20 protein-coding genes, 1 pseudogene and 1 riboswitch are annotated in these 20,541 nt (G+C 70.7%); of the genes and pseudogenes, 15 read left to right on the plus strand and 6 right to left on the minus strand.

All coding sequences use genetic code 11. The features are described from left to right. From EEJ42_RS52210 to EEJ42_RS01580, 9 genes and pseudogenes are all read left to right on the plus strand, one after another. Positions 1 to 217, plus strand: a pseudogene (locus EEJ42_RS52210) (DNA polymerase III subunit gamma/tau); the annotation flags it as partial. 196 nt (positions 218 to 413) lie between these two features. Continuing rightward, positions 414 to 749 (plus strand): YbaB/EbfC family nucleoid-associated protein, encoded by a 336-nt coding sequence (locus tag EEJ42_RS01545; protein ID WP_123098234.1) that lies wholly within the window; start codon positions 414 to 416, stop codon positions 747 to 749. Between the two features lie 118 nt (positions 750 to 867). Further along, entirely contained in the window at positions 868 to 1,467 is a 600-nt protein-coding gene (recR, locus tag EEJ42_RS01550; RefSeq protein ID WP_009716708.1) for a recombination mediator RecR, read from the plus strand. Further along, complete coding sequence (locus tag EEJ42_RS01555) at positions 1,460 to 2,125, plus strand: DUF5063 domain-containing protein (RefSeq protein WP_009716709.1); 666 nt, start codon at positions 1,460 to 1,462, stop codon at positions 2,123 to 2,125. The genes recR and EEJ42_RS01555 overlap by 8 nt, the downstream gene beginning before the upstream one ends. A 294-nt stretch (positions 2,126 to 2,419) precedes the next feature. Next, positions 2,420 to 3,700 carry an aspartate kinase gene (locus tag EEJ42_RS01560; protein WP_009716710.1) on the plus strand — a complete coding sequence of 427 codons (1,281 nt, stop codon included), beginning with the start codon at positions 2,420 to 2,422 and terminating at the stop codon, positions 3,698 to 3,700. After that, entirely contained in the window at positions 3,697 to 4,773 is a 1,077-nt protein-coding gene (locus tag EEJ42_RS01565; protein ID WP_123098235.1) for an aspartate-semialdehyde dehydrogenase, read from the plus strand. The genes EEJ42_RS01560 and EEJ42_RS01565 overlap by 4 nt, the downstream gene beginning before the upstream one ends. Before the next feature lie 374 nt (positions 4,774 to 5,147). Next, positions 5,148 to 5,729, plus strand: a complete 582-nt coding sequence (locus EEJ42_RS01570) for a SigE family RNA polymerase sigma factor (RefSeq protein ID WP_184502881.1) — start codon at positions 5,148 to 5,150, stop codon at positions 5,727 to 5,729. Continuing rightward, on the plus strand, positions 5,726 to 6,913 hold the full coding sequence (locus EEJ42_RS01575) for a hypothetical protein (protein WP_123098236.1): 1,188 nt from the start codon (positions 5,726 to 5,728) through the stop codon (positions 6,911 to 6,913). Before EEJ42_RS01570 ends, EEJ42_RS01575 begins: the two co-directional genes overlap by 4 nt. Positions 6,914 to 7,064: 151 nt before the next feature. Beyond that, positions 7,065 to 7,943, plus strand: a complete 879-nt coding sequence (locus EEJ42_RS01580; protein WP_123098237.1) for an SURF1 family protein — start codon at positions 7,065 to 7,067, stop codon at positions 7,941 to 7,943. On the opposite strand, the gene EEJ42_RS01585 is transcribed toward EEJ42_RS01580, so the two are convergent. After that, positions 7,831 to 9,702, minus strand: a complete 1,872-nt coding sequence (locus EEJ42_RS01585) for a S9 family peptidase (protein WP_123098238.1) — start codon at positions 9,700 to 9,702, stop codon at positions 7,831 to 7,833. The genes EEJ42_RS01580 and EEJ42_RS01585 overlap by 113 nt on opposite strands. Positions 9,703 to 9,830: 128 nt before the next feature. Between EEJ42_RS01585 and EEJ42_RS01590 the strand changes: the two genes are divergently transcribed. Next, complete coding sequence (locus EEJ42_RS01590; protein WP_123098239.1) at positions 9,831 to 10,205, plus strand: nuclear transport factor 2 family protein; 375 nt, start codon at positions 9,831 to 9,833, stop codon at positions 10,203 to 10,205. Between the two features lie 264 nt (positions 10,206 to 10,469). Here the strand turns inward: EEJ42_RS01590 and EEJ42_RS01600 are convergent, their stop codons facing one another. Then, positions 10,470 to 11,747 carry a cytochrome P450 gene (locus EEJ42_RS01600; protein WP_123098240.1) on the minus strand — a complete coding sequence of 426 codons (1,278 nt, stop codon included), beginning with the start codon at positions 11,745 to 11,747 and terminating at the stop codon, positions 10,470 to 10,472. A gap of 303 nt (positions 11,748 to 12,050) precedes the next feature. Here EEJ42_RS01600 and EEJ42_RS01605 point away from each other — a divergent pair, with 303 nt between their 5' ends. Further along, positions 12,051 to 12,821: a VOC family protein gene (locus EEJ42_RS01605; RefSeq protein ID WP_184502885.1), complete on the plus strand. Its 771-nt coding sequence runs from the start codon at positions 12,051 to 12,053 to the stop codon at positions 12,819 to 12,821. An 88-nt stretch (positions 12,822 to 12,909) separates the two neighbouring features. Next, on the plus strand, positions 12,910 to 13,296 hold the full coding sequence (locus tag EEJ42_RS01610) for a VOC family protein (RefSeq protein WP_063730316.1): 387 nt from the start codon (positions 12,910 to 12,912) through the stop codon (positions 13,294 to 13,296). Between the two features lie 68 nt (positions 13,297 to 13,364). Here EEJ42_RS01610 and EEJ42_RS01615 read toward each other — a convergent pair whose 3' ends face one another. Continuing rightward, positions 13,365 to 13,775 (minus strand): DnaJ family domain-containing protein, encoded by a 411-nt coding sequence (locus tag EEJ42_RS01615; RefSeq protein ID WP_123098242.1) that lies wholly within the window; start codon positions 13,773 to 13,775, stop codon positions 13,365 to 13,367. 96 nt (positions 13,776 to 13,871) lie between these two features. Further along, positions 13,872 to 14,279, minus strand: coding sequence for a hypothetical protein (locus EEJ42_RS01620; RefSeq protein ID WP_123098281.1), 408 nt, complete (start codon positions 14,277 to 14,279; stop codon positions 13,872 to 13,874). Positions 14,280 to 14,447: 168 nt separating this feature from the next. Here EEJ42_RS01620 and EEJ42_RS01625 point away from each other — a divergent pair, with 168 nt between their 5' ends. Genes EEJ42_RS01625 through EEJ42_RS01635 form a run of 3 tightly spaced genes read left to right on the plus strand, consistent with a single transcriptional unit; the run spans position 14,448 to position 17,676 of the window. Further along, complete coding sequence (locus EEJ42_RS01625; protein ID WP_184502882.1) at positions 14,448 to 14,939, plus strand: cation:proton antiporter regulatory subunit; 492 nt, start codon at positions 14,448 to 14,450, stop codon at positions 14,937 to 14,939. A gap of 7 nt (positions 14,940 to 14,946) precedes the next feature. Next, positions 14,947 to 16,173: a cation:proton antiporter gene (locus tag EEJ42_RS01630; RefSeq protein WP_123098244.1), complete on the plus strand. Its 1,227-nt coding sequence runs from the start codon at positions 14,947 to 14,949 to the stop codon at positions 16,171 to 16,173. Positions 16,174 to 16,206: 33 nt separating this feature from the next. Further along, entirely contained in the window at positions 16,207 to 17,676 is a 1,470-nt protein-coding gene (locus EEJ42_RS01635) for a membrane-associated oxidoreductase (RefSeq protein WP_123098245.1), read from the plus strand. A gap of 33 nt (positions 17,677 to 17,709) precedes the next feature. Here EEJ42_RS01635 and EEJ42_RS01640 read toward each other — a convergent pair whose 3' ends face one another. Continuing rightward, positions 17,710 to 19,575 (minus strand): CASTOR/POLLUX-related putative ion channel, encoded by a 1,866-nt coding sequence (locus EEJ42_RS01640; RefSeq protein ID WP_123098246.1) that lies wholly within the window; start codon positions 19,573 to 19,575, stop codon positions 17,710 to 17,712. Between the two features lie 114 nt (positions 19,576 to 19,689). Beyond that, positions 19,690 to 20,193 (minus strand): MarR family winged helix-turn-helix transcriptional regulator, encoded by a 504-nt coding sequence (locus EEJ42_RS01645; RefSeq protein WP_123098247.1) that lies wholly within the window; start codon positions 20,191 to 20,193, stop codon positions 19,690 to 19,692. Between the two features lie 112 nt (positions 20,194 to 20,305). Beyond that, positions 20,306 to 20,535, plus strand: a riboswitch (cobalamin riboswitch). Positions 20,536 to 20,541 lie beyond the last annotated feature (6 nt).

Raw genomic sequence — 20,541 nt, forward strand, 5'->3', positions numbered from 1 at the left:
CGCCCCCGCGCCGTCGGCCCCGGCCCCCGCGCCCGCCGACGCGGGGCCGCCCCCCGAGGCGTCCGCGTACCGGGAGCCCGAGCCTCCGCCCATCTCGCCGGAGGACGACATGCCGGCCGAGGACGACCCGGATCTGGACGAGACCGCGCTGAGCGGGCACGACCTGATCGTGCGCGAGCTGGGCGCCACGGTCATCGAAGAGATCGCGAACGAGTAGAGCGAGCAGAGCGGGTAGAGCGCGCAGAGCGAGCAGAGCGGGTAGATCGAGGAGAGCGCGTAGGTCGTACGGCGTAGGGGGCGGGCCCGGTGACGGGTGCGGCCGTCTCCTCCGTACGGCGTAGGGCAAGGCGCCGTGGGAGCACGTAGGCTCGGGCTATCGAAGAGAACCGCAGTCGACAGCCAGGAGCGAACTCGTGATTCCCGGTGGTGGCCAGCCTGACATGCAGCAGTTGTTGCAGCAGGCGCAGAAGATGCAGCAGGACCTCGCCGCGGCCCAGGAGGAGCTGGCCCGTACCCCCGTCGAGGGGTCCTCGGGTGGTGGGCTGGTGAAGGCGACCGTGACCGGTGCCGGTGAGCTTCAGGGTCTGGTGATCGACCCGAAGGCGGTGGATCCGGAGGACACCGAGACCCTCGCGGACCTGGTCGTCGCGGCCGTCCGCGACGCGAACCACGCGGCGCAGGAGCTTCAGCAGACGAAGCTCGGCCCGCTGGCGCAGGGGCTGGGTGGGATGCCGGGGCTGCCTTTCTGAGGCCGTAGGCCCGAGACTGAAGACCGTTCGACGGACCCTGTGTCCCGTTTCGAGCGACGCAACCGAATATTCAGATGAAGTACAGCCACCGCGCGGCGGCGCGAGATTGGATGCAGGCGTGTACGAGGGCGTGGTCCAGGACCTCATCGACGAGTTGGGCAGGCTGCCCGGCGTCGGTCCCAAGAGCGCGCAGCGGATCGCCTTCCACATCCTCCAGTCCGAGCCCACCGACGTCCGCCGCCTCGCTCACGCGCTGACCGAGGTCAAGGAGAAGGTGCGGTTCTGCGCGGTGTGCGGAAACGTCGCCGAGGCCGAGCAGTGCCGGGTCTGCCAGGACCCGCGCCGCGACCCCGCGGTCATCTGCGTGGTCGAGGAGCCGAAGGACGTTGTCGCGATCGAGCGGACCCGCGAGTTCCGCGGCCGCTATCACGTGCTCGGCGGGGCGATCAGCCCCATCGAGGGCGTGGGCCCGGACGATCTGCGGATCAGGGAGCTGCTGGCCCGGCTCGCGGACGGTACGGTCACGGAGCTGATCCTGGCCACCGATCCGAATCTGGAGGGTGAAGCCACCGCCACGTACCTCGCGCGCATGATCAAGCCCATGGGGCTGAAGGTCACGCGCCTGGCCAGTGGTCTTCCCGTCGGGGGAGACCTGGAGTATGCCGACGAGGTCACGCTGGGTCGTGCCTTCGAAGGGAGAAGACTTCTCGATGTCTGACGCAACGTTGCACGACGCCCACCCGGACCCGGACGACTTCTCGGTTCAGATCGCCGATCAGATCGAGAGTTTCATCGTCGCGGTCACCGAGGTCGCCAAGGGCGACGAACCGAACAGCGCCGTGCCGTTCCTGCTGCTCGAGCTCTCCCAGCTGATCCTCGCCGGCGGGCGGCTCGGCGCCCACGAGGACTTCGTACCGGACGAGCGGTACGAGCCGGACGCCGGTCCCGAGCCGGACGTCGACGAGCTGCGGGAACGGTTCGCCCGGCTGCTGGAGCCGGTCGACGTCTACTCGGAGGTGTTCGACCCGTACGTACCGCGCAGTGAGCCCGTCCCCTGCCGTATCTCCGACGACCTCGCCCTGATCATCACGGATCTGCGGCACGGCATGGCTCACTACCGCGAGGGCCGGATCAACGAGGCGCTGTGGTGGTGGCAGTTCTCGTACCTCTCCAACTGGGGTACGACCGCTTCCGCCGCCCTGCGCGCGCTCCAGTCGCTCGTCGCGCACGTACGGCTGGACAGCCCGCTGGACGAGCTGGACGGGCTGGACACGGACAGTAGCGCGGGCGGTGACGAGGCGCTGGCGGAGGAGGCCGGCCGGGTCATGGCGGCGGAGATCGCGGAGCCGCTGGGACTGCGCTCCCTGCGCCCCTGAGAGCCCACCCGGAGGCCCGCAGGGCACCCGTGCGCCCTGTGAGCTGGGTTACGTTCCCGTGTGCTTCGCCCGGAAGCGGGCAGGGTTCGTCGCTGAACGAGTGGTACGGGATGCCGGGAGTATCCGCGGTACGGGGACGTTGTGCCGCATGATCCCCCTGGTCCGCCCGGGTCCGTCTGGTCCGTCCTGGTCGGGTGGTGAGGTGTGTGTCTCGCTATCTGATATTGGGAGGGCACTTTCCGGCCGCTCGGTAAACTGAGCCGACCGCATTATTGAGATCTGCGAGGAGCGCACGTGGGCCTTGTCGTGCAGAAGTACGGAGGCTCCTCCGTTGCCGATGCCGAGGGCATCAAGCGGGTCGCCAAGCGAATCGTCGAAGCCAAGAAGAACGGCCACCAGGTGGTCGTCGTGGTTTCTGCGATGGGCGACACGACGGACGAGCTGATCGATCTCGCCGAGCAGGTATCCCCGATTCCTACTGGGCGCGAGTTCGACATGCTGCTGACCGCGGGAGAGCGAATCTCCATGGCGTTGCTGGCCATGGCGATCAAAGACCTCGGTCACGAGGCGCTGTCGTTCACCGGCAGCCAGGCAGGAGTCATCACCGACGCGGTCCACAACAAAGCGCGGATCATCGATGTCACGCCGGGGCGCATCCGCGATGCGCTCGAACTGGGCGCCGTCGCGATCGTCGCGGGCTTCCAGGGCGTGTCCCAGGAGAGCAAGGACATCACCACCCTCGGCCGGGGCGGCTCGGACACCACCGCGGTGGCCCTGGCGGCGGCCCTGGAGGCCGAGGTGTGCGAGATCTACACCGACGTGGACGGAGTGTTCACCTCCGACCCGCGCGTGGTGAAGAAGGCTCGCAAGATCAACGAAATCCCGTACGAGGACATGCTGGAGCTGGCCGCGAGCGGCTCCAAGGTGCTGCATCTGCGCTGCGTGGAGTACGCGCGCCGCTACAACATCCCCATCCACGTACGGTCGTCGTTCTCCGGCCATCAGGGCACCTGGGTGCGCAATCGGCAGGAAGCGGGAGAAGGAGAAGAAGGCATGGAGCAGGCGATCATCTCCGGGGTCGCACACGACACGTCCGAGGCCAAGGTCACGGTCGTCGGGGTGCCGGACAAGCCGGGTGAGGCCGCGGCCATCTTCCGCACGATCTCGGACGCCGAGATCAACATCGACATGGTGGTGCAGAACGTCTCCGCCGCGTCGACCGGGCTGACCGACATCTCCGTCACGCTGCCCAAGACGGACGGTCACCGGGCGATGGAGGCGCTGACCAAGGCCAAGCCGCAGATCGGCTTCGACTCGCTGCGCTACGACGACCAGATCGCCAAGATCTCGCTGATCGGCGCCGGGATGCGGACCAACCCGGGCGTGACCGCGACCTTCTTCGAGGCGCTGTCGAACGCCGGGGTCAACATCGAGCTGATCTCGACCTCCGAGATCCGCATCTCGGTCGTCACCCGCGCCGACGACGTGAAGGACGCGGTCCGCGCCGTGCACAGCGCGTTCGGGCTGGACAGCGACAGCGTCGAGGCGGTCGTGTACGGAGGGACCGGCCGATGACCCGGGCCGGCGGCGCCGGTGGCCGGAAGCCGACGCTTGCCGTCGTCGGCGCGACCGGTGCCGTCGGCACTGTCATGCTCTCGATCCTGTCCGAGCGGGCCGACGTGTGGGGCGAGATCCGGCTGATCGCCTCCCCGCGCTCGGCCGGGCGGAAGCTGACCGTCCGGGGCGAGCAGGTCGAGGTCGTCGCGCTGTGCGAGGAGGCCTTCGAGGGCGTCGACGTCGCGATGTTCGACGTACCCGACGAGGTCTCGGCCCAGTGGGCGCCGGTCGCGGCGAGCAAGGGCGCGGTCGTGGTGGACAACTCCGGCGCCTTCCGGATGGACCCGGATGTGCCGCTGGTCGTGCCCGAGGTGAACGCGCACGCGGCGCGCGTCCGGCCGCGCGGCATCATCGCCAACCCGAACTGCACCACGCTGTCGATGATCGTCGCGATGGGCGCGCTGCACGCCGAGTTCGGGCTGAGCGAACTGATCGTCTCCTCGTACCAGGCGGTCTCCGGCGCGGGCAAGGAAGGCATCGACGCCCTGCGCGAGCAGATCGCGCTGGTGGCCGGTACGGAGCTGGGTACGCACCCGGGCGACGTACGGCGGGCGGTCGGCGAGACCGGGCCGTTCCCGGCGCCGATGGCGCTCAACGTGGTGCCGTTCGCGGGCTCGCTCAAGGAGGACGGCTGGTCCTCGGAGGAGCTGAAGGTACGGAACGAGTCCCGCAAGATCCTGGGGCTGCCGGACCTGCGGGTCACCGCGACCTGTGTGCGCGTGCCCGTGATCACCACGCACTCGCTGGCCGTGCACGCGCGGTTCGAGAACGAGGTGACGGTGGAGGCGGCCCACGAGATCCTGGCCGGTGCGCCGGGCGTGGTGCTGTGCGACAACCCGGCGGAGGGCGAGTTCCCGACGCCCGCCGATGTCGTGGGCACCGATCCGACGTGGGTCGGCCGGGTGCGGCGCTCGCTGGACGACCCGAACGCGCTCGAACTCTTCGTGTGCGGCGACAACCTCCGCAAGGGCGCGGCGCTCAACACCGCGCAGATCGGGGAGGTCATCGCGGCGGAGCTGACCGCCGCGTAGTGCCCCGCGAAGAGTGCACCGTACGAGGTGCACGCCCCGGATAATGTGAATATCCTGTGAGCTGGCCAATGGCCTGGACCAGTTGGTCCGGGTCGACGGCCCGTCCGACGAACCGCTCCCTGCTTGCTGCAACCGACAGCGAGTGGGGAGCGTCTTTCTGGTCGCCCACCCGTGGGCGCTGTGAAAACTGGGCATTGGGGAGAGTTGGGGCGCATGGGGGGATCTGGTGCAGCGTCAAAAGCGGTGCCTCGCGCGTACAACCCTGACGGGGGACAGCGTGTCCAACAGACGTGGCAGAGGTATTCGGCATCGCAACGGTTCCAGGGCACGGCGGCGCGGCAGTGCGGCCCCCGCGTCCGCGCACATCAGGCGGCATGCCGGTGATCGCGCCATGGTCGACCGCCCGCCCTGCACCCCTCGCGACAGGGCGCGAGGACGCTGACGACGCGATGGCGATGGCAGCGGGGACCACAGTCGATCACCTCACCGAGACCTACCGCGCCCACTACCGGTCGCTGCTCGGGCTCGCGGCGCTCCTCCTCGACGACACCGCGTCCTGCGAGGACGTGGTGCAGGAGGCGTTCATCCGCGTGCACTCGGCGCGCAAAAGAGTCCGCGACCCGGAGAAAACCCTCGCCTATCTGCGGCAGACGGTCGTCAACCTCTCCCGCTCGGCGCTGCGCCGCCGCATCCTGGGGCTGAAGCTGCTCTCCAAGCCGATGCCCGACATGGCCAGTGCCGAGGAAGGCGCGTACGACCAGCTGGAGCGCGACCAATTGATCAAGGCGATGAAGGGCCTCCAGCGCCGCCAGCGCGAGGTCCTCGTGCTGCGCTACTTCGCCGACATGACCGAGGCCCAGGTGGCCGAGACGCTGGGCATATCGCTCGGCTCGGTCAAGGCGTACGGCTCGCGCGGCATCGCGGCGCTCCGCGTCGCCATGGAGGCTCCCGCATGAACCACGAGAACGACACGCCGGGCCCGGAGGACCCCGACCGCCAGGGCGACCGCGAGCCGCTGGAGGCCGCTCCCGACGGAGCGGCGCCCGACGGCACGGGCGCGGACGTCGCGGGCGCGGACGGCACCGGCGCGGACGACGCGGGGGACATACGCGGCGCGGGCGACATGGACGAGCAGGCGCTACGGCGGATGCTGCACCACGCGGTGGACGACCTGGAGCCGCCCCCGCACTCCCTGGAGTATCTGCGGCGCGCCGTGCCCGCCCGCCGGGCGCGGCGCCGCCAGGCCCTGGTCGGGGCCGTGGCGGCGGTGGTGCTCGGCGGTGCCGCACTGCCCGCCCTGGTGCACGTCACCTCCGCGAGCAACACCTCGAACGACCACCCGGCCAACGCGGCCAGCAGCCACCGCACCCCTCAGGGGGGCGACAGCAGCGGGCGCGGCGAGGGCAGCGGCGGCAAGGACCCCGACGGGCCCTCCGACAAGGCCCGGACGGATGACCACGGCGACAAGGGCAAGGACGGCAAGAAGGACGAGGACAAGCCGTCCAAGGATGCCCAGGGCGGCGACTCGGGCGGCACCGCCCCCGACCCCTCCAGCACGCTGAACGCCACCTCGCCCACCTGCTCCCGCACCCAGCTCGGCGGCAACGGCGGGTCGGCCGGAGCGCCGGACGCCGAGGGCCGGATCTACGGCTCCTTCCGCGTCGTGAACACCTCCGGTCAGGCCTGCATGGTCGAGGGCGACGGCAGGTTCGGCGTGGCCGCGCAGGGCTCGGCGGACCCCGGGAAGGTCTTCTTCGTCGATCACACGGCGGGGGACGCGGCCGGCGGGCTGCCCGACCCGGCCACCGAGCCGGGCACGCTGATCCTCCAGCCGGGCCAGGCGTACGAGGTCCGGTTCGCATGGATCCCGGCGTCGGGCGGCGGCCCCAGCGGATGCCCCAGCTCCGGCGACGACACCCCGACCGCCACTCCCACCCCGGATGCCGCCGGTGGCCCGGCGGACCAGCCCGGCTCGGGCGACCCGAGCGGCTCCCCGGGCAACGGTGGTGGCGAGCAGCCCGCCGCGAGCGTCCAGGTCAGCTATACGCCGGAGGCGGGCGAGCCCGCGGTCGGCAGCGTGACCCTGAGCGGTGCCTGCGCGGGGACGGTCTACGGCACCGGCCTGCTGCCCTCCTCCTGAGCACCCTCGCGGGCCCTCTGCCGGACCCGCTCGCGGGCCCTCTTCTGGGCGCCGTCCCGGCCCTCGTGCCGGTGCCCGTCCCCGTCCTCGCGGCGGCGTGATGCCGGGGCCCGCCGCCGGGGGCCCGCCGTGGGGCCCGTACCGTGGGGGTGTGTATCGGTTTCTGCTGACACCCCGCTGGTGGGTGATCAACGTGTTCACCGTGGTGGCGATCCCGTTCTGTCTCTTCATGGGCAGCTGGCAGCTCAGCCGCTTCGAGACGCGCATCGACACGCACGAGCAGCAGCAGGAGGACGCGTCCGGCGCCGAGAAGGCCGCGGCGAAGCCGCTGCGCGACCTGCTGCCGGTCACCACGGAGACCTCCGGGCGGCGGGCGACCGCCACCGGCCGGTATGACACCGAACACCAACTCCTCGTTCCCGACCGGCGGCTCGGCGACCGGACCGGCTTCTACGTACTGACGCTGCTGCGCACCGATGGGGGCAAGGCACTGCCCGTCGTCCGCGGCTGGCTGCCCGGGGACGCCTCCTCCAAGGCCGACACCGCCAAGGTGCCCGCGCCGCCGTCCGGCCGGGTGACGGTCACCGGAGCGCTCCAGGCGACCGAGCACGAGGGCAGCGGCGGGGTGACCGCGAGCGGCGCCCTGCCGCGCGGTCAGCTGGGCATGATCAGCGATGCCTCGCTGGTCAACCTGGTGCCGTACTCGGTGTACGACGCGTGGATCACCTCCTCCCAGGCGCCCGGGGCCCTGCGGCCGGTGCCCCCCGTCGTGGCGGAGGGCACCGGGCTGGACCTCAAGGCGTTCCAGAACCTCGGCTACACCGGTGAGTGGTTCGTCTTCGCGGGCTTCGTGGTCTTCATGTGGTTCCGGCTCTTCCGGCGCGAGGTCGAGGCCGCCCGCGACCTCGCGCTGGGCCTCACTCCGGACGGGCTTGCGGCTCCTCCGCCCGGTCCGCGGCCGGACCGCGCCCCGGGCCCGGAAGACTCAGATGACGCTGAGCGAAATCGATCTCCAAGCGCAACTGCTTGATCCGCTCCTCGACCACGAGCGAGCCGTGCCCCGCGTCGTAGCGGTACACCTCGTGCGGGGCACCGCGCTGCTGTAGCCGTTCCACGTAGTTGTCGATCTGCCGTATCGGGCAGCGCGGGTCGTTCACCCCGGCCGAGATGTAGACCGGCGCCCGCACCTGGTCCACGTAGGTCAGCGGGGAGGACGCCTCGAAGCGCTCCGGCACCTCCTCCGGGGTGCCCCCGAGGAGCGTGCGGTCCATCGCCTTCAGGGCCTCCATCTCGTCGTGGTAGGCCGTCACATAGTCCGCGACCGGGACCGCGGCCAGACCCAGCGCCCAGGCCCCGGGCTGGGTGCCCAGGCCCAGGAGCGTCAGATAGCCGCCCCAGGAGCCGCCGGACAGCACCAGCCGCTCGGGGTCGGCCAGCCCCGAGGCCACCGCCCACTCCCGGACCGCCGCGATGTCCTCCAGCTCGATCAGCCCGACCCGGTGCTTGAGCGCGTCCGTCCACGCCCGCCCGTACCCGGTCGAGCCGCGGTAGTTGACCCGGACGACGGCGAAACCGTGGTCGACCCAGGCCGCCGGGCCCGCCGCGAACGCGTCGCTGTCGTGCCAGGTCGGCCCGCCGTGGATGTCGAAGACGGTGGGGAAGGGGCCCTCGCCCTCGGGCTTCTGCACCAGCGCGTGCACCCGCCCGCCCGGTCCGTCCACCCAGGCGTCGCTCACCGGCACCGACACGGGGGCTTTGAACCCCGGCGGGTCGAGCACGGTCCGCCCGCTCGTCGACCGCACCTGCGGCGGCTGCTCCGCCGAGGACCACAGGAACTCGATCGTGCCGTCCGGCCGCGCGGAGGCGCCCCCGATCGACCCGGCCGGGGTCTCGACGCGGGTCAGCTCACCGGAGGCCAGCTCATACCGCCACAGCTCGCCGCGCGCCTGGTGGTCGTGGGCGATCAGCAGCGCCGAGCCGTCCGGGAACCAGTCCGCGCCGACATCGCCCGGCAGGTCGATGGCCAGGGCCGTCTCCACTCCGGTCAGCGGATCCCACACCATCGGCTCCCACCGGCCCCGCCGCTGGTGCCCGACCAGCAGGCGGGTGTCCCCGGGGACCGGTGCGAAGCCCATGACGGACAGGCCCAGCTCCTCGGTGCCGCCCTTGGTGTCGTCCAGCTCCGCGACCGCCGTCCCGTCCAGCCGGACGACCCGGATCGCCGAGTGCATGGCGTCGCCGTGCTCGGTGTGCTCGACCGCGATCAGCGTCCCGTCGTGCGACAGGTCGCCCACTCCGGCCGACTCCCGGTGGCGGTAGATCTCCCGGGGCTCGGCCCCCGGCGCCACCACATGGATCGTCGAGCCCTCCTCGTCAGTGGACCGGCCGACGATCGCCGTGCCGTCCCGGCCGAGCGCGAGACCCGCCGGATAGGAGGGTTCGAGACCGGGCGCCGCGGGCTCGTCCACCCCCGCCGCTTCCCCGGACTCGCCGCCGTCGCCGCCTGTCCCGTCGCCGCCGTCGAAGGGCTGGCGCAGCCACACCCCGAACTCGTCACCATCGGTATCCGAGAACCACCAGACCCACCGGCCGTCCGGGGTCAGCACCCCGTCCGTCGTCCCGTTCGGCCGGTCCGTCACCTGCCGCTGCGCGCCGGTCGCGCGATCCCATGCGTACAGCTCGTATGTGCCCGTGGCGTTCGAGACGAACAGCGACCGGTCGGGGGCGTCCTCCGCCCACTCCGGCAACCCCACTCGCGGTGCCCGAAACCGCTTTTCCCAGTCCGGCATGGACTCCGTGCTCTCAGTCATGACCCCATTCTGCGCCGCACCCCGACATCCGCGCTGGCGTCCCCTCGCGCCTGTGGATAACGTTCCCGGCGGGCATGGACAGATGAGCCGTAACGGAGGGGGCGACGATGGGCGACATAGCCGCGACCGTGGAGACATATTGGGCCACGGCCCAGGCCAGGGACTGGAGGGCGTTCGGCGCGACCCTCGCCGACGACGTCCGCTACGAGCTTCCGCAGACCCGGGAGCGGGTGGTCGGCCGGGACGGCGTGGTCCGCTTCAACGCCGAGCAGCTCGGCGAGTGGAGCCTGGAGGTCGAGCGCGTGGTCGCCGACGCCACCCAGGCGGTCTCCTGGGTCCGGTTCAGCGACGAGGAGGAGGAGACGCAGGGCATCAGCTTCTTCACCTCGGCTCCGGACGGCAGGATCCAGACCATCACCGACTTCTGGCCCCGTGCGGACGAGCCGCCGGCCGGGCGTGAGCAACTGACCGAGCGCTTCTGACGGATCCCCACCAGCAGAAACCCCCACCAGCAGAAACCCCACCCAGCAGATCCCCTCCCAGCAGATCCCCTCCCAGCAGATCCCCTCCCAGCAGAATCCCTCCTGGCAGAACCCCGCCCAGCGGAACTCCACGCAGCAGGTCCCGCCCCGTCAGGTCCCCACCTGACCGGCCCCCATCTCCCCGTATCCACCCCGAGATTCCCCGCCCTCGCCCCCTTCTCTCCCCGTCCCGCCACCCCTCCGGTATGCCCCTCCGGCGCTCGCCTAGCGCAGCGTCACCGGCAGCGCATCGACGCCGTAAACGATGGACAGCTTCCGGTACTTGAGCTTGTCGGCATCCACGGCCAGCCGCATCTCAGGGAATCGCCGGACCAGCGCAGGATAGGCCGCCCGGAGTTCCATTTTGGCCAGTTCTGCGCCGATGCAGCGGTGAATGCCGTGGCCGAAGGCCAGATGGGACGGCGTCTGCCGGTGCGGGTCGACCCGCTCCATGTCCGGACCCAGCTTCTCGTCGCGATTCGCTCCGCTCAGCGAGCACAGCACCAGATCGCCCGCGGATATCTTCGTGCCCGCTATCTCCATGTCCTCGCGGGCGAACCGCGGGAACGCCACCTGGACGACGGAGAGATAGCGCAGCAGCTCATCCACGTAACGGTCGACGACGTCTTCCTGGTCGCGTATCGCCGCGAACTGTTCGGGGGCCTGGAGCAGTACGAGCGTGCCCAGCGCCAGCATGCTCGCGGTGGTTTCCAGACCGCCGGTCAGCACCCCGTCGGCCAGCCCCGCGAGCTCCTGGTCGTCGATTTCGTCGCCGTGCTCCTTCACCAGCATGCCGAGCAGCCCGTCACCCGGTGATTCACGCTGCTTGCGGACGATTCCATGGAGATACGTCAGCGAGTCCGACATGGCGCCGAGGGACGCGTTCGCGCCGCCGAACAGATCGAACCGCGCCGTGCTGTACCGCTGGAAGTCATCGCGGTCCTCGTACGGAACGCCGAGCAGTTCGCAGATGACGAGGGCCGGAATGGGGAGCGCGAACATCTCCACCAGGTCGACCGGCCCCTCGGCCGCGGCCATCTCGTCCAGCCGCTCCTCCACGATGGCGTGGATGCGCGGGGTGAGCCTGCTGAGCCGCCGCATGGTGAATTCGGGCGTCAGCAGCCGTCGCAGTCTCGTATGCGTCGGTGGATCGCTGAAGCCGAGGCCGCCGGGATGCTGCTGTTCGGCGACGCCGATGGCCTTCTCGGCCAGGTTGGTGAAGTCGGAGCTGAATCCCTTCGCCTTTCCGAGCACCGCCTTGGTCTCGTCATACCCGGTGACGAGCCAGCCGTTGATCCCGAAAGGGAGCCAAATCTTGCTGATGGGTTCCTTTGCCCGGGTTTTGGAGAGATCGGCCACGGGGTCGAGTCCGTCGCGCTTCAGCGGTGCCAGCGTGGCATCCGGGAGAAACGACATCTTGGACAGATCGAACCCGTTCTTCTGAATCTTCGTGAAGTACTTGCGGCCCAGCCACGTGACGATGTTCGAGCGGAGATTCGACATGGGCGCAATACTGCCCTGCCGCGGAGGGTCGTCCGTCACACGTTGGCAGACGCGTCCCGGTGTGATGTACCACAGATGCGCCGCGGCCGCTCTCCGGTCCGCCTCATGAGCAGTGCGGTGGCGCGGAGCGGGGGATCGGAGGAAAGTGAAGATATCGGGCGTCACGCGCGAGCGATGAGGGCTGCGCGCGGAAGGGAAGCGCCTGGCCGTGCGTCGCGATGGATGCGGAGTGAGCGGAGTGAGGTGAGCGGCTTGCGGGAGAGGTTCCGCGCTGTCCAGGGAGCACCGTGCTGGGTGAGCCTGATGGCAGCCGATCTGGACCGCGCGCACACCTTCTACGGAGAGCTCTTCGGCTGGACGTTCCGGTCCACGCGGTACGGGCACGGCCGTTACACCATCGCCTGCACCGAGGATGGCGTACCCACGGTCGGCATCGGTGCGTCGGCCCCGACGGTGGGGGTGACGCTGCCCGTCACCTGGACGACGTACTTCGCCGCGGACAGCGCGGACGAGGTGGCCTGGCGCGTCCAGGAGCGCGGGGGCACGGTCGCGGTCGGGCCGCTGGAATTCGGCAACGGCCGGGTGGCGTGGGCGGCCGATCCGGACGGCGCCGTCTTCGGCATCTGGGAGGGCGATCTCACCTCCGCCTGGTGGGGCGAGCGCAGACCGGGCGCCCCCGTGTGGCTGGAATTGCGTACGCGCGACGCGTTCGACGCCGCGCTCTTCTACGGCCATGTCTTCGGCTGGGACGCCCAGGCGCGGGAGCGGTGCGACGTGCGCTTCGAGCATGACCGGGTGGTCCTGCACATCGACGGGAAGGCGGTGGCCGGGCTGCGCGGCGGCGCCCTGGAGGCCGCCCCCGACCCGAACGTGCGGCCCCGCTGGCATGCCTATTTCCGGGTCGAGGACGTCGACCGGGTCGCCGAACACACCGTGGCGCTGGGCGGAAGCGTCGTTTCCCCGCCGGTCGACACCCCCTATGGCCGCGTCGCGGCGCTCCGCGACGCGGAGGGCGGAATCTTCAGCGTGGCGGCCGTCCAAAGAGGCTCGACGGGCGAGCGGGACGACGCCTAGGATCGGAGATACGGCATCGCGTGTCGGTCACCGGCTGGGTGAGGCATGGAGGTGCCCGTGAGATTGCCTTAATTGGAGGCATTCCACAGTGTCAGTCGAGCTGAATCACACCATCGTCCACTCCCGGGACAACCGGGAATCCGCCGAATTCCTGGCCAATATTCTGGGCCTGGAGGTGGGGGACGCCTGGGGCCCGTTCATACCGGTCTCCACCAGCAATGGGGTCACCCTGGACTTCGCCAGTATCCCTGCCGAGTCGATCACCATGCAGCACTACGCGTTCCTCATCTCCGACGAGGAATTCGACGCGGCATTCCAGCGGATACGGGAGCAGGGCATCACGTATTACGCCGATCCGCACGGTAAGCAGCCGGGCGAGATCAACCACCACTACGGCGGCCGCGGGCTGTACTTCATGGACCCGGCCGGTCATGGCATGGAGATCATCACCCGGCCTTACGACAACGAGGAGTAGCCCTCCCGAGGGCGGTCCGGTGTGGCGGGGGCCCCGCGCCCCGGCTACACCGGACCCGTCAGCGCAGGTCAGCCCTGGTCTTCTGGTCGCCGCGCCCGCCACTCCCGGACGATCTCGTCGGCGTCGAAGGGCGCCAGATGGAGCGGCGGACCCGGGGGAGGGCGCCGGATCGCTTCGCGGATCTTGTCGTTGACGTCCGCGATGATCTCCCGTACCGCCCGCTCCGACGGTGCCTCCGCCGCGGCCGCGAGCGCGTCTTCCGCTTCCTTGCGCAGCACGAGCGTCGGGGGCAGGAACGACAGGCCCTCGCGGCTCATCTTCTCCTTGACCCACCACAGTTCGTCATACGGCCTGTTCAGGTGGGGGAGCGGTTTGCCGATGCCCGGCAGGTCGGCGAAGGCTCCGCGCTCCTCCGCCTCCCGGATCTGCCGGTCGGCCCATGTCTCGAAGCTGATGCCCGGTGGCTTGCGCTCGGTCATGGTGCCATTGTTCCTCCGAGCCGAGGGCCGCGGAACAGTGACGCCCGGCCCCGCTTCGCGGAAGAGTGACGCCCGCCCCGCTTCCAGAGCCTCCCGTCAGCCGTGGTCGCGCGGCGTGATGCGCCGGTAGCCCGCCCGGGCGTTGACCACGCGGGCGCAGGCCGTGCCGACGACGGTCGCGCCGAGCAGGCACGCGAGCCAGGTGCCGTCGCGGCCGCCCGCCCAGGTCAGCACGCCGGCGGGCGGGATGGCGAAGCCGTTGAGGAACAGCCAGCACAGCACCGCCGTCCCCGGCGCCGCCACGAACCGTGCGCACAGCCCGAGCACGGCGGCGAACAGGGACAGGGCGATCAGGGCGAGCGTCGGCCGCCCATGGCCGCCGAGCGAGTTGAGGACGGCCACCAGCAGCAGCGCCCCGGCAAAGGCCGCGGACCAGATGACCGGAGTGGCGACGGGTTCGGGAACGGGCCTCATGCCGACGCTGAGCTGCCGCCACTCGATCATGATCACCGTCTTTCTCGTGCGTCTCCCGGGGTACGGACACCCGAACGCGGATTGTTCCACCGGGCCCCGGAGCACTTCCCCCCATTACTTACTCTTTACCATTTGTTACGGTGGCCGGACGACACTTCGACCCGCGCGACCAGCGGGAAGTCGCGCACGAACGAGGGGATGGCTGTGGGTGTTCCGCGGTTGAGCAGTACGCCGTTGCCGGGCATTGGAGTCCGTTACGACCTGACGACGCGGGACCAGGGCCGGATGTCGGTGGTCGCCCACCGCGACGGCGAACGGACGCTGAGCGCGTACCGGAGGGACGATCCCGACGAGTGCGCCCTGTCCACCCGGCTCACCCCGGGCGAGGCGGAGGCGCTCATCAGCGCGCTGATGCCCGCGCACCACAGCCCCACGCTGCTGTCCACCACCGAGCTGGGGCTGGTCGCCGAGCGGATCGAGCTGTCCCCGTCCTCGTACTGGAACGGGCGGGTGCTGGGCGAGACGCGGACCCGCACCGAGACCGGCACCTCCATCGTGGCCGTGCTGCGCCGGGCGGACGCCATCCCGTCCCCAACCCCGGACTTCCGGCTGGCCGGTGGGGACATCCTGATCGTGATCGGCACGCGCGAGGGCGTGGAAGCCGCCGCGGCGATATTGGGGCGGGAGTGACAGACGGATGCACTCTTCTGCCGTCTTCCTGATCGAGTTCGGTGCGGTCATCCTCGGCCTCGGACTGCTGGGCCGCCTCGCCGGACGCTTCCAGTTCTCGCCCATACCCCTCTATCTGCTCGCCGGGCTGGCCTTCGGCGAGGGCGGGCTGCTGCCGCTCGGGGCCAGTGAGGAGTTCGTCGCGATCGGCGCCGAAATCGGCGTCGTTCTGCTGCTGTTGATGCTCGGCCTGGAGTACACGGCCAGCGACCTGGTCAGCAACCTCAAGACCCAGTACCCGGCCGGGCTGGTCGACGCCACGCTCAACGCCCTGCCCGGCGCCGTCATGGCGCTGCTGCTGGGATGGGGCCCGGTGGAAGCCGTGGTGCTGGCCGGGGTCACCTGGATCTCCTCGTCCGGCGTCATCGCCAAGGTCCTCCGCGACCTCGGCCGGCTCGGCAACCGCGAAACCCCGGTCATCCTGTCCATCCTGGTCCTCGAAGACCTGGCGATGGCCATCTACCTGCCGATCGTCACCGCCCTGCTGGCCGGTGTCGGGCTGGCCGCGGGCAGCGTCACGCTGGCCATCGCGCTCGGCGTCGCGGGCCTCGTCCTCTTCGTCGCCGTCCGCTTCGGCCGCCACATCTCCCGCTTCGTCTCCAGCGACGACCCCGAGAAGCTGCTGCTGGTGGTGCTGGGTCTGACCCTGCTGGTCGCCGGGATAGCCCAGCAGCTCCAGGTCTCCGCCGCCGTGGGCGCCTTCCTGGTCGGCATCGCCCTCACCGGCTCGGTCGCCGAGGGCACCCACAACCTGCTCAGCCCGCTGCGCGACCTGTTCGCCGCCGTCTTCTTCGTCTTCTTCGGCCTGCACACCGACCCCGCCAGCATCCCGCCGGTCCTGCTGCCCGCCCTCGCGCTGGCCGTCGTCACCGCCTGCACCAAGGTCGCCACGGGCTACTGGGCCGCGCGGCGCGCCGGGATCTCCGTCAAGGGCCGCTGGCGGGCGGGCGGCACGCTGGTCGCGCGCGGCGAGTTCTCCATCGTCATCGCCGGACTCGCCGTCACCGCGGGCATCGAACCGTCGCTGGGCCCCCTGGCCACGGCGTACGTCCTGATCCTGGTCATCATCGGCCCCCTCACCGCCCGCTACACCGAGCCCCTGGCGCGCCGCCTCATCCGTCCCAAGCCCGCCGCGGCCCCCGCAGCCGACACCGCCCCCACCGAGCCGAAGGCCCGTGAATCACAGCGCGGTTGACACCCCGAACACCCCCGCGACACGATCCCGCCGGTGGAGATCACGGACCTGACACCGGCGGAGCGGCGCGTCTGGCGGGCCTTCCCGCTCGATGAGGGTGTCGATTTCCGCGAAGGCGCCGACGACGATCCCGAACACGGCGGCTCCTGGGGACCCGAGCGGACCGTACGAGCCGAGGTGCTGCGCGCGCTGCTGCTCGGCGGGCCCACGCGTGACGGCGAGGTGGCGGGCCTGAAGCTGATCGGCGCGCGCATCACCGGGGAGCTGCGCCTGAAGTACGGGGTGGTCGAGCACGCCGTACGGCTGCGGTCCTGCCACTTCGAGCGGACCCCGCAGCTGTACGGGGCGCGGCTGCACGTCCTGGTGCTCAGCGACTCCACCCTTCCCGAGCTCACGGCCGGGGCCCTGCACACCGAGGGTGTCCTGCGGATGAGCAGGTGTCGTACGACGGGCCCGGTGCGGCTCGCGGGGGCGCAGATCACCGGAGGGCTCTTCCTCGACGGGGCGCGCCTGGGCACTCCGGACACCCGCTGCGAACAGCCGTTGCTCCAGCTCAACCACGCGGTCATCGGAGCCGACGTCCAGGCCGCGGACCTCGTCGCCCACGGAACGATACGGCTCAACGAGGCCACCGTCACCGGCCAGGTGAACCTCGACGACAGCGAACTCCACGCCCCCGGCGGCACCGCCCTGCACGCCGAGAACCTGTCCGTCGGCAACGATCTGCGCGCCATGCGGCTGCGCGCCCGCGGACGCGTCAACCTCAGCGGGGCCCGGGTGCCCCGCCACCTCAACCTCACCTACGCCCGGCTGTCCCACCCCGGTGACCAGGCCCTGCGCGCCAGCAGCTGCGTCATCGGTGAGCTGTGGCTACGCGAGGCCGCCCCCATCGAGGGCGATGTGAACCTGCGCCGCTCCCAGATCGACCTGCTGCACATCCGCCCCGAGGTCTGGCCCGATCGCGTCAGGATCGACGGCCTCAGCTACCGCAGCCTCGCCCCGCACCTCCCCGCCGAGGATCGGCTGCCGCTCCTGGAACGTGAGAAGGAGGGCTATCTCCCCGCCTCCTACGAGCAGTTGACCACCGTGTACCGCGCCGCGGGCGACGAGGCCGCCGCCCGCACCGTCCAGCTCGCCAAGCTCCGCCGCCACCGCCGTACCCTCCCGCGCTACGCCCGCGCCTGGGGCCACCTCCAGGACGTCACCGTCGGCTACGGCTTCCGCCCGCTGCGCGCCGCGGGCTGGCTCTTCGCGCTGCTCCTCACCGGCACCCTGGCCTTCGCGCTCCACCACCCGCGGCCGCTGAAATCCGGCGAGGCCCCCGACTTCAACCCGGTCTTCTACACCCTCGACCTGCTCCTCCCCATCATCGGCTTCGGGCAGGAGGCCGCGTTCGCCCCGCGCGGCGGGTACCAGTGGCTCTCGTACCTGCTGATCGTCACCGGCTGGATCCTGGCCACCACCACCGCGGCGGGCGTCAGCCGCTCCCTGAGCCGCCAGTAGGAGCCGGGCCCGCAGACCGGGTCCGCAGAAGCGTTACTCCTCGGCCAGGACGACGATCGCGTCGCCCTCGTCCAGGACCAGCGGCGCGGCCTTGTCGGGGTTGAGGCGGACGCCGTAGGTGGGCGGTACGTCGGCGTGGCGTGCCAGCCGGTAGCCGAGGGCCGTCTCGCCGCGCCGCCGTGCGGCCTCGATGACCGTCGCGAAGTTGGCCTCGGCCCCGGGCACCAGGTAGTTGGTGGCCGGTTTGAGGTAGATCTCCGAGCCCTCCGGGTCGAAGAGGTCGATGAACACCGTGTACAACTCGCGGTTCTCGGTCAGCTGGGTCAGCAGCAGGCTGATCACCTTGGTGCTGACGATGAAGTCGTCGGCCTTGGTGACCTGGGCGATCTCCCGGTTGCTGTCGTCGTTCATCTCCGTGACGATCGAGTACGGGTCACCGAGCCGCACCTCGATGTCGCGCAGGTGCAGCAGCGTCACCAGCGTCCGGTCGTCGGAGCGCCGGGGGTCGATGGTGTCGTCGGACAGCACCACGATGTGCTGGTAGCGGCCGAGGTCGAGGGCCTCCAGGGACGACCTGCGGGTCGGCTCGCACCGCTTGTGGCCCACCGTCAGGTTCTTCAGTCCCTCCGGCACCCCCTTCCGCGGCCGCCGCGGTGCCGCGATGTCCACGGCCGAGCCGGGTTCGACGAAGCTGTCCAGCAGCGTGATGAGCTTCGACGCCCGGGAGTTCCAGCCGATCACCAGGGTGCGGTCCGGCACCGGCGGCCGCCCGGGCGCGGTGGTGATCGCCGACGGGACGATCTCGGGCCGGGCCTCGGCGGGCCGTATCAGCAGATCGTCCTCGGCCATCACCAGCAGCTGGTCGTCGTCGCGGACGACGGTGTCCATCGGCGGGTTGAGCAGCACCTCACCGTCGCTGCGGCGCAGCCCGGCGGCCATGCCCTGCGCGTAGTGGGCCAGGGTGTCCGCGTACGTCCCACCCGCCAGCACGGGCTGCTCGTGGAAGTAGAACTCGTTGCCTTCGAAGCTGAGCAGTTCGTTGAAGACGCTGGACAGCCCCGACTGCCGGTGCGCCTGGGCGATGAGCCGTACGGCGATGTCGTCGGCGTCGATGATCAGTGCGTTCGTACCGGCGGCGAGGCGGGCGGCGGGCAGGTTGTCCGAACTCTCCACGGCCGCCACGACGTTCGGCCGCGCGCCCTTCCACTTCCGGCTGTTGAGCAGCAGGAGCACCTTGATGACGTCCGTGTCGGTGTCGTCCCCGACCGGCGGCAACACCATGATCGACTTGGCGGTGTCGGGGCTCACCAGCTCCAGGTCGCGCCGCTCCAGCGGACTTCCGGAGCGGCAGATCACGCGGGTGCGGCCGGTCGCGGGGATCCGGTCGCGGATCTGGTCCTCCATGTCGACCTTGTCGTGGTCGGCGAGGATCACCACACAGGAGCGGCGGGCGCTCTGGTTGGCCTCCACCAGCTCGGCGATCACCGTGAACACCTGGTCCGACCAGCCCAGCACGATCGTGTGGCCGCGCTCGATCAGCCGCGACCGGCCCTTGCGGAGCATTTGGATCCGGTTCTCCAGGCCCGTGGTGAGGACACCGATGAGCGCGCTGACGATGAAGATGCCGCCGATCGTGACCGTGAGCATCAGCACCAGGAACAGCGGGCGGCCGGTGTCCCCGCCCATGGTGCCCGGATCGAGCGTGCGCAGCAGGCTCATCCACACCACGCCCGTCCAGCCGCCGCTCTTCCGGGTGTCCTCGTGGGAGAGGGCGACCACCAGCGTGGAGACCACGGCGATCAACGCGAGGGAGGCGAGGCCGAGCCAGCCGATCAGGGCGGGCGTCCCCCGGTCCATCGTGCCGTCGAACCAGTACCGCAGCCGGTCCCGCAGCCTCATCGCACGTCCCCTGTCCCCCCGGCCACCCACCGGTCTCACGGTCTCCCAGAGCAGTTGATCATTCTCGCAGGGTTACGGGGGTGCGGCTGCCGGGCGCCGGGGTCGCCCACGCGCTCACCAGGCGGCGTGGGCCTGCGGGCTCCCGGTCTCGACGGTCGGTTCGCCGCCCGCCTCGGCGAACGCCTGGAGCGCCTCGATCAGATGGCGGCGCTGTCCGGCGGGCATGACGTCCACGATGCGCGCGATCTCCTGGCGGCGCCGCTCGGTGACCTCGGCCACGATCCGCCGACCGGCCCGAGTGAGCGAGATCATGCTGGTACGCCGGTCCTCGGCGGAGACGCCGCGCGCGACCACGCCCGTCGTGACCAGGCGGTCGATCATGCGCATCGCGGTCGACGGCTGGACGCCCAGCTCCCCGGCCAGCCCGGACAGGCTCAGCGGACCTCCGGCGTCCAGGACGACCAGCATCCGGAACTGCGGCAGTGTCAGGGACTCCTCCACCGCTGCCAGCGACCGGGCGGAGACGGCGACGAGCAGCCGGGACGCGGTCAGCACGGCAGTGACCATCGCCTCGGCGTCGGACTCGGGGACTCCGGCCTCGGGGGCCGCGGAGGCCATTCCGGCCTCGGAGGCTGTGGAAACCACATCGGATGCTAAGGAACGGCGCGCCATACGCCCTTTCTACCCCCTGCCCCTGTGGAGGGGGTGCCCCGATCCGGCACCACCGCCTAGGCTGGGCCCCGCAGCTGGTTCGCCCTGCCCGCCAGGCAGGCGCGTCGTAAGAGGGAACCCGGTGGAAATCCGGGACTGCCCCGCAGCGGTGAGCGGGAACGACCGCCGTCATACGCACTGGGTCCGGGAGACGGGCCCGGGAAGCGACGGCCAGTAGGTGCCTCGACGTGCACGACGTCACGAGGTGTGCCCGCGAGTCCGAAGACCTGCCCGTTGCCCGTGCGCGACCGATCG

It is taken from the genome of Streptomyces botrytidirepellens, from assembly GCF_003721215.1.
Lineage (GTDB): Bacteria > Actinomycetota > Actinomycetes > Streptomycetales > Streptomycetaceae > Streptomyces > Streptomyces himastatinicus.